The organism is Streptomyces sp. NBC_01669, from assembly GCF_026339735.1.
Lineage (GTDB): Bacteria > Actinomycetota > Actinomycetes > Streptomycetales > Streptomycetaceae > Streptomyces > Streptomyces yanii.
The window spans coordinates 1,307,640-1,319,412 of record NZ_JAPEQG010000001.1 but is presented as its reverse complement, the minus strand read 5'-3'; the positions used below and the strand labels follow the sequence as shown (position 1 = coordinate 1,319,412).

Below are 11,773 nucleotides of genomic sequence, written 5' to 3'. Positions count from 1 at the left end.
ATGCGCTCCTGGTGGCCGCTCCGGGCCTCGATCGCCGGACGGGCCGGGGCCGGCGCTGTCCGCAGTGCAACGCGCGGGGTTCAAGCCCGCTCGGCACGATCAAGCCCGTCCGGTGAGGGAGGACGGAGCGGATCCCGGACGCACCCGGTCACCGCACCCCACCCCCCGGCACTCCCGTACTGCCCCGCAACACCACCTCACCCGCCACCCGCACCACCCGGGCCCGCCTTCCGGCCCCCACCTCCCGCAATGCCAGCGCGATCGCGTTCTCGCCCATCGATGTCAGGGGCAGCGCCACCGTCGTGAGCGGCGGCGACAACTCCCGTACCAGCGGGATGTCGTCGAACCCTGCCAGCGACACATCCTCCGGCACCCGCGACCCCGCCTCCCGCAGCGCCGCCAACGCCCCGACCGCCATCACATCGGTCACCGCGAAGACGCACGTCGGCCGGGCCCGGTACGGCGATCGCGCCGCGCAGAGCAGCAGCCGCCGCGCCGCCTCGTACCCGCCGTCACGGGTGAACGCCCCCTCCACCACCTGGTCGAGCCCGATGCCCGCCTCGGCGAGCCCCTCCCGGAACCCGGCCAACCGGTCGGAGACCGTCGTCAGCTCGGGCGGCCCGCTGAGCACCGCGAACCTCCGATGGCCCAGTCCCACCAGTGCCCGGGCCAGTGCGGCCGCCCCCGCCTGGTTCTCCGGCTGTACGGTGTCCACCCGCAGGCTGCGGTGCCGGCTGACGACCGCCACCCGCCCGCCCGCCCTGACATACGGCTCCAGTTCGGTATCCATGGCCCGCTCCCACGCGCGGTCCTGGAAGCCCGAGCCGATCAGCAGGATCGCCCGCGCGCGCTGAGCCCGCAGCATGGAGACGTAGCTGATCTCCCGCGCCGGCTCCCGGAACGTGGAGGCCAGCATGACGAGCAGCCCCCGTTCCGCAGCCGCCCGCATCACACCGCTGGAGATCGCGGCGAAGTACGGGTCGCTGACGTCATGACAGATGACGCCCACCGTACGGTTGTTGGCGGAACCGGCGAGTGCCTGCGCATGTGCGTTGGGGATGTAGCCGAGCCGATCCGCCGCCGCGTGCACCCGCTTTCGCAGATCGTCGCGGACCGTGGCCGTACCGTTGAGCGCCCGCGAAGCGGTGGCCGGTGAGACCCCGGCCTCCCGGGCCACGGCGTCGAGCGTCACATGGGCCGTGGCCGCGACGGCGCGGCGCGCTCCCGGACGGTCCGGCGTCGCCCGTCCGCTGGTCACGCGTTCACTCAACTCGACCCCCAAGGGCGCGGTGGCGGCAGGGTCCCGAAACTTCGGGACGACCTATTGACCGTGCGTGCAGGCAGTCATTAACGTGGCGGCACCTTACCAGAAAGCGCTTTCTGAAAGCGCCTTCTCCATCATCGTAGGATCGCACAACTCTCCACAACTGCCCCCCGAAGTGCAGGGAGTTCACCGTGAGCCAGAGCGCGTTGACCAGAAGTCCCGCCGAAGTGGCGGGTGTTGCCCGGCGGGCTGGGCCGTCCGCGGGGGAGCGGCTGGCGCGGGCGGCCGAGCAGAGCTGGCGCCCGGTGGCCCTGCTGCTGGTCTGCTTCGTCGTCTGGTGGGTGATCTCGGCGGCCGAGCTGGTGGAGTCGTATCTCGTGCCGTCGCCCGGTGCGACGCTCGATGTCCTCACGGGGAAGACGAGTTATCTCTGGCAGCACAGCTGGGTGACCACCTACGAGACGCTGCTCGGTTTCGTGATCGCCGTGGCCGTCGGCGTGCTGGCGGCCGTGGTCATGGTGTACTCCTCCACCGTCGAGCGCACGCTCTACCCCATTCTGCTGTTCGCCCAGGTCGTACCGAAGATCGCGATCGCGCCGCTGTTCGTGGTCTGGCTCGGCTTCGGCATCGCGCCGAAGATCCTCATCGCCGTTCTGATCGCCTTCTTCCCGGTGGTCATCTCCATGGTCACGGGACTCAAAGCGGTCGACCCGGAGATGCTTCAGCTGTCGGCGACGATGGGTGCCAAGTCCTGGCAGACCTTCCTGAAGATCCGTTTCCCGGCGTCCCTTCCGCATCTCTTCTCCGGTCTCAAGGTCGCGGTCACCCTGGCCGTGACCGGCGCCGTCGTCGGCGAGTTCGTAGGCGCCAACGAGGGGCTGGGCTATGTGATCCTGCAGGCCAACGGCAACCTCGACACACCGATGCTCTTCGCCGGGCTGCTGGTGATGTCCCTGATCGGCGTCGTCCTCTTCGTTGCCGTCGAGATCGCCGAGCGGCTCCTGCTCCCCTGGCACGCCAGCCGCCGCGACGCGCCGGCCACCACCTCGTACTGAACGCCACCCCGTCCCGTACCGAGCGCCACCCATTGATTGCTGTCACGGACCCCGTCGCCAGAAGGGCCAGCCCATGCACGCGCGCAGACTCCTGATCGGTGTCGTACCTCTCGTCCTGCTGGCCACGGCCTGCGGCGGGAACGACGCGTCGACCTCCACCAATGACTCGGGCAAGAAGCTGGACAAGGTCACGCTGACGCTCAACTGGTATCCGTACGGCGAACACGCGCCGTTCTACTACGGCAAGCAGCAGAAGATCTTCGAGAAGCACGGCATCGACCTGACGATCCAGGCCGGGCAGGGCTCGCAGAAGACGGTGCAGGCGACCGCCGCCGGGCAGACCGACTTCGGCTGGGCCGACACCCCGGCGCTGCTCGCCGCGGTCGACCAGGGGGTGCAGGTCAAGAGTCTCGGCGTCTTCCTGCAGACCACTCCCGCGTCCGTGCAGTCCTTCGACGCCAAGGGCATCGAGTCACCCGCCGATCTGAAGGGGAGAACGATCGCCGGGACGGCCGGTGACGCGCTCTCCAAGACGTTCCCGATCTTCCTGAAGAAGAACAACATCGACGAGTCGGAGGTGAAGGTCCAGAACACCGACCCGGCGGGCAAGATCGCCGCGGTGATTTCCGGGAAGACCGACGGACTGCTCGGCTACGCCAGCGACCAGGGCCCGACCATGCAGGAGAAGGCCAAGAAACCCGTCTCGTATCTCCGCTTCTCGGAGAACGGGCTGAACTTCTACTCCAACGGTTTGCTCGCCGGGCAGAAGCTTCTCGCCTCCAAGTCCGAGCTGGCGGGTCGCATGGTGCAGGCGGTCAGCGAGGCATGGGCCGCCGCGGCGAAGGCGCCCGAGCCTGCGGTCGCGGCCATGGACGGGGCGTCGGAGCAGCTGCCGCCGAAGACTGTGCTGGCGGAGCAGTTCAGGACGACGCTCACGCTGCTGCACACCACGGCGACCGAGGGCAAGGCGCCCGGGGTCAACGACGAGGCGGACTGGCAGCAGACCATCGACGTCTTCGCCGAGGCCGGAATGGTGAGCAAGCCCAAGTCCGTGGCGGAGTACTGGGACGCGAAGACGGCGCTGAAGGGATGACGATGCCGAAGCAGGACGCGAAGCCCCGGGACCCGCTCGGTGCCGGCGGCCGTCGCGCCGTCACCCCGGCCGTCGGTGTGTCGGACGTCTCGGTCCGGTTCCGTGGCAAGAACCGCGATGTCACCGCCCTGAGCGAGGTCTCGCTCGACGTGGCGCCGGGCGAGTTCGTCGCCCTGGTCGGACCGTCCGGATGCGGCAAGTCGACGCTGCTGAAGCTGGTCGCCGGACTGCTGAAGCCGTCCTCGGGCGAGGTCCGGCTCGGCGGCGAACGGGTCGCGGGCCCACGGCACGACATCGGTTACGTGTTCCAGCGCGCCGCCCTCCTGGAGTGGCGCTCCGCGCGCCGCAACATCCTTCTGCAGGCGGAGATCCGGAAGATGCCCGCGGCCAGGGCGCGCGCCCGGGCCGACGAGCTGATCCGGATGACCGGGCTCAGCGGCTTCGAGGACGCGTATCCGCACGAGCTGTCCGGCGGGATGCAGCAACGGGTCGCGCTGTGCCGCGCGTTGCTGCACGAACCGCCGGTGCTGCTGATGGACGAGCCGTTCGGCGCGCTCGACGCCCTCACGCGTGAGCAGATGAACATGGAACTGAATCGCATCTGGCGGGAGACCGGCACCACCGTGCTGCTGGTCACCCACTCGATCTCGGAGGCGGTCTATCTGGCCGACCGGGTGGTGGTGATGAGCCCACGGCCCGGCACCATCACCGAGATCATCGAGGTGGGGCTGGACGCGGAACGGGAGTACGGCGAGACGGTGGGCCGCCCGGAATTCCGGGACGCCGCAGCCCACATCCGCGATCTGCTCGGCGCGGCGTCCGCCCACGACTGATCGGGGCGGTCCGCTCCGCCACCACGCCAGGGCGCCCGGGCCCGCACGGCAAGGCGCCCGGTGCGGCCCCCGGCGTCACACCAGCGCGAACGCGTCCGCCGGCATCTCGGTCTGCACGGCCAGCAGCGGGTCGCCGATGTGCCCCATGCCCACGTCCGCCCCGGCCCACGCCGTCATCCGGCCGACCACCACGGCCACCCCCGGCCCTGCTGACCCGTCGGAGAAGACGGCTGGAGCGGCCCGAGCACCGCTCGGGCCGCTCCAGCGTGTCGACCGGTGCGGTGCATCGCAAGGCGGAGGATCGCCCTCGTACCGGACGTACTCGGGTGAGGCGACAACGCAGCGAGGTGCCGCACCGGGCGTCGCGAGCCGGTGAACCTTTCCGGCTAGGGAGCGCAGGCGGGCACAGGGGCTCGCCGATGCGGCCGCGGAGTGGGCCACGGCTTCCGCCATGGCCCTCGCAGCACCGTCGTACGCGTCCCTGATCAGGGCGTTGAGCAGGTCGTCGCGGTCGGCGAAGCAGTGGCGGAGCGCCGGGCCCGGGAGGCCTATGTCCTCGACGATCCGGGTGAGAGCGAACGCCGGCGTCGAGCAGGCCTACGGCCTTCGAGAAACCTCTCCCGGCCACCGTGGACGCGGCCTTCGCCCGGTGCGGGCAGCTGCTCGCCGCCCACTGAGCACACAGCGGCCCCGGGGAGGCGGAACGCTCTCCGGGGCCGCCGCGCGTGCCGGTCCGCTCAGTACCGCAGGCGCGACAGATACGTATAGCTGGCGAGCGCCGAGGCGAACGGGTCAGCCGGTGAGTCGTGCTCCACCAGCCACTGCTTCACCCCGCCCCGCCGCGCGGTGTCGAACATCGCCGGGAAGTCCAGCACCCCCGACCCGACATCGGCGAAGTCCCCGTTCGGCGCCATGTCCTTCACATGCAGCGCCGGGAAGCGCCGGGGATGGCGTACGAACAGCTCGCCCGGCGCCGCGGCGCCACCGTTGGCCGCCCAGTACAGATCCAGTTCGAAGCCGACGAGTTCCGGATCGGTCTCGGCGAGCAGGATGTCGTACAGGCTGACCCCGTTCACCACCTGATGGTCCGTGCCGTGATTGTGGTAGAGCAGCTTCAGTCCGGACTCGCGGGCGGCCAGTCCCGCCTTGTTGAACTCCCGGGCCGCCTCGCGGTATCCGGCCGGACTGTGCAGCGATCCGGGCAGACTGGGTACGACGATCCACTTGCCGCCCAGCGTATGGATGTCCTCCAGCGCCTGCGGCAGCCCGGCGCCCTTCACGATGTCGTACGCGACATGTTCGAGGACCGCCTTGAGCCTTGTCTCGTCCAGCATCCGCCGGATGTCGGCCGCGCTGTTGCCGTGCCGGCCGCTCACCCCGACCGTCGCGTAGCCGATCTCCGCAAGCCGCTCCAGCGTGCCCCGGAAGTCCGTCGCCAGACGGGTCCGCATGGTGTACAGGTGCATGCCGATCCCGGATGGCGGGATGCGGCGGGAGCGCCCGGATTCGGTGGCGGACGCCGGGGCCGTACCGACTCCGGCGGCCGCGGCGACGCCCAGAGCCGTACCGAGAAACGCACGTCGTGTGCCGTTCATATCGTCTCTCCTCTCAGTCGACGCCGCTCAGCTCACGTCGATGCGGATGGAACCGGTGCTCGTGTCGCCCTTGTCGTCGGTGACCGTCAGATGCGCGGTGTACGCACCCTTGCGGCCGTAGGTGTGCGTCGCCGTGGCGCCCTCGGGCCCTGCGGGTTTGACGTTGTCGCCGAAGTCCCAGTGGTAGGAGGTGATCGTGCGCCCGGCCGCCGGCCTGACCACACTGCTCAGCGCGACGGCGAGCGGCGAGGTGCCTGTGGCCGGGTCCGCCTTCACCGTGACCTGCGTACCGGGCTTCTTTTCGACGCCGGACCCGTTGAAGTGCAACCAGTCCACGGCGAACAGGTCGGCCTTGTCGCTCGACCACTCCGGGTTGGTGAACACCGCGTACAGCTTCACGCTGCTCCCCGGGTCTTCCAGGGCCGTGGTCGGCGAGACGACCTTGCCCCAGTCCCCGGTGTTCGGCACGGTCACCTTCCCGAGCAGCTGCCCCGTCGGGGAACCCGCCCGGAACTCGACAGTGCCACCGATCCCGCCGGAGGCCGCGCCGACCGTCACCGAGTCGATGTTCTTCAGATGCACCGGATCGAAGCTGATCCAGTCACCGTCCTCGATCTCCGTCAGCCGCTTCCCACCGGAGGCGTCGGTCCTGTTGCCGACCACCACCCCGCCGTGGGCTCCGCCCGTCGCCGTGAAGTGCTCCGCCTCACGGAACGCGGTGCGCAGTGTCAACGAGGTCGAGCCGGTGAGCGCCGGGGCGTCCGGGGCGCCCTTGTCCTCGTAGCGGGCGGTGATCCCGTAGTACAGATTCTGACCCGGGCCGTGGCTGCCCCCGGCATCCGTGACGATCTCGCCCGCGCAGCCGGTGTAGTTGTCGAGCGGATGCAGATGCGTGTCATGGCCGAGCTGCGACTGCACAACCACCCGCGAGCAGTCGATCGGCCGTCCGTTGCTCCCGTCCTCCTTGTCCTTCACCTGCACCGTGAACGGGATGGTGTCGCCGAAGCTGAACATCCCCCCGTTCGGCGGCTGTTTGATCGTCACTTCGGGCCGGGTGTTGCCGACGGTGATGTCCTGCACCGCCTGCGCGGTGAGGCCACCGGGGCCGGTGACGGTCAGCCGCGCCGTGGTGAGTCCCTTGGTGCGGTACGTGTACGAGGGGTTCGGCTCCGTCGAGTCCGTGGTGCCGTTGCCGTCGAAGTCCCAGGCATACGTGACCGGTCGGCCGTCCGGCAGCCCGGAACCGGCGCTGGAGAACGCGACGGTGAGCGGCGCCGGACCGTTGTCCCGGCTGGCGGTGATCTTCGCGTCGGGCAGTCGTCCGTCACCGACGTAGTCGATCCGGTAGATGCCCGCCCCCTCGTTGCTGCCGCCACGGCCGGTGCCGCTGCCGAGCCCGAAGTCGATGACGTACAGCGCCCCGTCGGGACCGAAGTCGGCATCGAACGGCTGGTTCCACTTCATGTCCGCGAAGACGCCGTTGATCGACTGGAGTTCACCGGCCCTGACGGGAGCGAACCGCGGATCGGTGAATGTCTGGTCCTTCTGCTGGAAGGAGAACGTCTTGAACCACTGCCGGGTCAGCTCGTAGGTGAACCACTTCCCCTCGAAGTACTCGGGGAACTTGGTGCGGTACGTGTTGTCGGGGTCGTAGTCGTAGACCGGACCGCTCATCGGGCCACCGCCGCCGGTCCCGAGCTCCGGGAACTCGGCGGATGCGGAGTAGGCGTACCAGACCGTCGCGGGCTGCGCGGGCGGCAGATTCCGCAGCCCGGTGTTGTTCGGCGAATCATTGACGATCGCCGCGCAGTCGAACTTCGGACCGGACGTCCTCGTTGTGAAGTCGTAGTCGTTGAACGGGGTGTTGTTGCCGATGCAGTACGGCCAGCCGAAATTCCCCGCCTTGGTGATCCGGGTGTACTCGACCGTGCCTTCCGGTCCGCGATCGGCGACCGCGGCCTTGGCGTCCGGGCCGTAGTCGGCGACCATCAGCGCGCCGCTCACCGGATCCGTGGTGATCCGGAACGGATTGCGCATCCCCATCGCATAGATCTCCGGGCGGGTCTTCTCCGTACCGGGGGCGAAGAGATTGCCGTCGGGGACGGTGTATGTGCCGTCGTCCTTCGGGGTGATGCGCAGGATCTTGCCACGCAGATCGTTCGTATTGCCCGCCGTGCCCTGGGCGTCCCAGGCGCGGCGGCCCTCGCCCTCGTCGATCGGGCTGAAACCGTCCGACGCGAACGGGTCGGTGTTGTCACCCGTCGCCGCGTACAGGTTCCCGTCCTTGTCGAAGGCGAGCGACCCGGCCATATGGGAGTTGGCCCGGCCCTCGCCGCGCCAGGTCGGAATGGTCAGCAGCCTCTTCTCCGAGGCGGGGTCGACCGTGTTGCCGGTGGCAGTGAAGCGGGAGAGGTTGAGCCGTTTCTCGGTCTTGTCGGAATGCAGCAGATAGAGCCAGTTGTTCGTGGCGAAGCCCGGATCGAGCGCGAGACCGAGCAGCCCGTCGGACTGGCTGGTCATCTCGGGCGTGTACGCGAAGTCCAGCGCCGTTGTGACCTTCATGGTCTGCTGGTCGATGACCTTGAGCTTCCCGGTGCGCTGGGCGAAGAACACCCGGCGGTCCGGGGCGACCGCCAGCTCGAACGGGTCGGCGAGGTCGCTGGTGGCCAGTGCCGTGCGCTGGAAGGATCCGGTCCGAGTTGCCGTGCAGTCACCGGACTTGGCGCCCGCGGCCCACTCGATGCCGCCCAGCAGATGCTTGACGAAGCCCTCCTCCTGGAAGGCCGACGCGGCATGGCCGCCGGCGGTGAACCAGGAGCGGCCGCCGTCGTAGTTCTGGCACCAGGACCACGGATGGTCCACGCCCTCGTCCAGACCGGTGATGCCGTCGCGCACCTTGATCTGCGCGAGCGTGTGCACCTTGGAGGTCGGATTGGTACGCCAGTTGTACCACTCCTCCGTACGCTCCCAGAGGTCCGGAAGGCCCTTGGTGGAGGGGTGCGCATGGTCGAGCACCTTGACCCGGCCGGTCTGCACCGCAGGATGCTGATCGAAGATCGCGCCTACCAGGCCCTCGTACCAGTCCCAGTCGCGCTCACTCGCCGACGCGGCATGCAGCCCGACCCAGCCGCCGCCCGCACGGATGTACTTCTGGAGCGCGGAACGCTCATCGGTACTCAGCAAGTTGCCGCTCTGCGGCGTGGAGTTGGTGTTGTTGAAGACGATGGCCTGGAAGCGGGCGAGATCGGAGTCATTGAATACGGCCGAGTCGGCGGTGGCCTCCACGTCGAAGCCGTTCTCGGTACCGAGCTTCTTGATCGCTTCGATCCCCGCAGGAATCGATTCGTGCCTGAAGTTGGTGACCTCGGAGTAGACAAGGACCCGGAACGGGGCCGCGTGGGCGCGAGGCGGCGAAGCCACCAACAGGCCGAGGACCAGGGCGAGAAGTGCGGTGAGGGCGAGGAGGGATGAGGGTAATCCTCGCGACGGGTGTCTGCTGAACGGATGGTGACTCATGGGCGCTCCCTGTGCGGTAGATGCCGACTGTGGGATGTAGAAAGCGCTTTCTGAAGTACGCCGTTCAGAGTAGGTTCACGTCTTCCGCGGGGTCAATGGGTCGGCAGGGCTCTCTGAGACTCTGCTGTGAGGGGGTGCGGCCCTGCTGTGGACGGCTCGGGGCGGCGGCCGGGTCCCGCGCTCCGGGCGATTGTCAGTGCCGGGCGCTACGGTCGATTCCGACCGCACCTGGCTGGTTCACCGGATCGGAGACCGTGGATGACCACCGCCGACGACGTCCGCACCATCGCGCTTGCCCTGCCCGACACAGCCGAGAAACTGGCCTGGGGGCAGCCCACATTCCGGGTGGCCGGGAAGATCTTCGCCGCGCTCGGCGACGACGACGCGACGATGGGCGTGAAGTGCCCGGTCGAGGACCGGGCGGAGCTGATCGCCGCCGAGCCGGAGAAGTTCTTCACGCGCGAGGGCCACGACGACACCTACGCGTGGCTTCGGGTGCGGCTCGCCGCACTGGACGACGTGGACGAACTGACGGCGATCCTCGCCGACTCCTGGCGCCAGGCGGCACCCCGAAAACTGCAGGACGCCCATCCGGAGCTGGGCTGGGCCGCGGTCGACGGCGAGGGTGCCGCCTGACCGCTTCCGGACCGGGAAGCGGGACGCGTCGGGCGCAGATCCGGAAGGGCGCCGGCGGCGGATGAGGCTGCCGCTTGCCCCGGTCAGCCGCCCAGGAAGCCGGTGATCCGCTCCCGCAGCCCGTGCGGATCCAAGCCGTGTGCGGCGAGGTGTTCGTCCATCTGTCCGTACCGGCGAAGCTCCGCCTTCCCCACCCCGAGCCCCAGCACCCGGTGCGGCAGATCGACGAGCGCGTCGTTGGCGGCGCCCGTCGACGTGCCCGCCAGGTACGGCTCGACGATCACCACGTCCGCCGTCTCCCGGCCCCCGACCGCGCGCCGGAGTCCCCCCGCGTCGAAGGGGCGCACGGTTGTCGCGTACAGCACCGTCACATCCAGGCCGTCCGTCGCTGCCAGGACGTTGTCGAGCATGGGGCCGACGGCGATCACCGCCCCGTTGCTCCCCTCCCGCACCGGCGTGAACCCGGCGCCGAGCGCCCGGGCCCGCTCGTTCTGCTGGAGCGAGAGCCGCAAGTAGATCTTGTCCTCCCCGACGGCAGCCTGGCGCAGCAGGGCCTCCGCCTCGTCGGGGTGGCCCGGCACTTGAACCGTCCAGCCGTCGAGGGTGTCCATCAGCGCGACATCGCCGGGCGCCATATGGGTGACGCCGCCGGCGGGCCAGTCGTAGGAACCTCCGGCGCTGACCAGCACCCCGGACACGCCCTGATGCCCGAAGTCGAGCTTCACCTGCTCGAAGGGCCGCTCCACCAGGAACGGGGCGAACGTATGCATGATCGGTCGCATCCCGGTCAGTGCCAGTCCGGCCCCCGCGCCGACCAGCAGCTGCTCCCGGATTCCGACATTGATCACCCGGTCCGGATGGGCGCGCTCGGCGCGGTCGAAGCCGTCCCGGCTGATCTCGGCCAGCACCACGGCCAGCCTGGGGTCGTCGTCCAGCAACCGCGACGCGGTGGTGATGAAGCGGTCACGCATGGTGTCCATGGGTTGGTTCTCCCTCATTCTGGAATCGCTGAATCGCTGGTGTGCGGTGGTGTGCGGTGGTGCGAGGGTCAGTTCTTGGGGGAGACGCGGGCGACCACGGCCCGCGGCTGCCCGGGATGCGGTGCTGTGTATGCCGCGTACAGCGCCTCGTGGTCGTGCCCGTCCACGGTCTCGGCCGACCAGCCGGCCGCCTCGAACCGGGATGCGATGCCGCCGGGCCACCCGAAGGTGGCGGAGGCGTTGTCGATCACCAGGGTGTGCAGCTGCTCGAGTCCGGCCGGACCGGCGTAGGCGATCGCCTCGTGGTTGCTGCCCTCGTCCAGCTCGGCGTCCCCGATCAGCACCCAGACCCGGGGACGGGTCAGCCCCTGGGCCCGGAGCCCGAGCACACTGCCGACAGCCAGCGGCAATCCGTGTCCCAGCGAACCGCTGCCGATCTCGGCGCCGGGGACGAGCATGCGGTCCGGATGATGCCCCAGCGGTGACTCGTACCCCCCGAATCCGGGCAGCAGTTCCTCGTCGAGGAAGCCGTGCGCGGCGAGGACGGCGTAGTACGCCATCGGTCCGTGCCCCTTGGAGAGCAGGAACCGGTCCCGGTCCGGGGCCTTGACGGTGTCGGGGGTGACGCGCAGCACCTGGTCGTACAGAACCCACAGGGCGTCGAGGGTGGAGGTGGCGGCCGGGCCGTGCTTCTCGTCGCCGGTCATCAGGCTCATCAGGCGGTTCAGGTCACGGTATGTGTGCGCCGGAGCGGCGGTCTTGGTCGTCATGGGTGCAGCATTCAACCTCAAGAATGGTTGA

Annotated in this window: 10 protein-coding genes; 4 read left to right on the top strand and 6 right to left on the bottom strand. The window is 69.3% G+C overall.

All coding sequences use genetic code 11. The features are described from left to right. Window positions 1–148: 148 nt before the first annotated feature. Complete coding sequence (locus tag OG972_RS05905; protein ID WP_323135947.1) at window positions 149–1,192, bottom strand: LacI family DNA-binding transcriptional regulator; 1,044 nt, start codon at window positions 1,190–1,192, stop codon at window positions 149–151. 263 nt (window positions 1,193–1,455) lie between these two features. Here OG972_RS05905 and OG972_RS05900 point away from each other — a divergent pair, with 263 nt between their 5' ends. The 3 genes from OG972_RS05900 to OG972_RS05890 all read left to right on the top strand — a co-directional run bounded on the left by OG972_RS05900 (window position 1,456) and on the right by OG972_RS05890 (window position 4,245). Continuing rightward, window positions 1,456–2,319, top strand: a complete 864-nt coding sequence (locus OG972_RS05900) for an ABC transporter permease (protein WP_266978924.1) — start codon at window positions 1,456–1,458, stop codon at window positions 2,317–2,319. A 73-nt stretch (window positions 2,320–2,392) separates the two neighbouring features. Further along, window positions 2,393–3,412, top strand: a complete 1,020-nt coding sequence (locus OG972_RS05895) for an ABC transporter substrate-binding protein (RefSeq protein WP_266978923.1) — start codon at window positions 2,393–2,395, stop codon at window positions 3,410–3,412. Beyond that, window positions 3,409–4,245: an ABC transporter ATP-binding protein gene (locus OG972_RS05890; protein WP_266978921.1), complete on the top strand. Its 837-nt coding sequence runs from the start codon at window positions 3,409–3,411 to the stop codon at window positions 4,243–4,245. Before OG972_RS05895 ends, OG972_RS05890 begins: the two co-directional genes overlap by 4 nt. A gap of 75 nt (window positions 4,246–4,320) precedes the next feature. Here the strand turns inward: OG972_RS05890 and OG972_RS05885 are convergent, their stop codons facing one another. The 3 genes from OG972_RS05885 to OG972_RS05875 all read right to left on the bottom strand — a co-directional run bounded on the left by OG972_RS05885 (window position 4,321) and on the right by OG972_RS05875 (window position 9,356). After that, entirely contained in the window at window positions 4,321–4,443 is a 123-nt protein-coding gene (locus tag OG972_RS05885) for a hypothetical protein (RefSeq protein ID WP_266978919.1), read from the bottom strand. 539 nt (window positions 4,444–4,982) lie between these two features. Further along, window positions 4,983–5,840 carry a sugar phosphate isomerase/epimerase gene (locus OG972_RS05880; RefSeq protein WP_266978917.1) on the bottom strand — a complete coding sequence of 286 codons (858 nt, stop codon included), beginning with the start codon at window positions 5,838–5,840 and terminating at the stop codon, window positions 4,983–4,985. A gap of 27 nt (window positions 5,841–5,867) precedes the next feature. Further along, window positions 5,868–9,356, bottom strand: coding sequence for a ThuA domain-containing protein (locus OG972_RS05875; protein WP_266978915.1), 3,489 nt, complete (start codon window positions 9,354–9,356; stop codon window positions 5,868–5,870). A 258-nt stretch (window positions 9,357–9,614) separates the two neighbouring features. On the opposite strand from OG972_RS05875, the gene OG972_RS05870 reads away from it, so the two are divergent. Next, complete coding sequence (locus OG972_RS05870) at window positions 9,615–9,992, top strand: MmcQ/YjbR family DNA-binding protein (protein WP_266978913.1); 378 nt, start codon at window positions 9,615–9,617, stop codon at window positions 9,990–9,992. A gap of 83 nt (window positions 9,993–10,075) precedes the next feature. Here the strand turns inward: OG972_RS05870 and OG972_RS05865 are convergent, their stop codons facing one another. After that, window positions 10,076–10,972 carry a transketolase family protein gene (locus OG972_RS05865; RefSeq protein ID WP_266978911.1) on the bottom strand — a complete coding sequence of 299 codons (897 nt, stop codon included), beginning with the start codon at window positions 10,970–10,972 and terminating at the stop codon, window positions 10,076–10,078. Between the two features lie 68 nt (window positions 10,973–11,040). Continuing rightward, window positions 11,041–11,742, bottom strand: coding sequence for a transketolase (locus OG972_RS05860; protein ID WP_266978909.1), 702 nt, complete (start codon window positions 11,740–11,742; stop codon window positions 11,041–11,043). Between the last annotated feature and the right edge of the window lie 31 nt (window positions 11,743–11,773).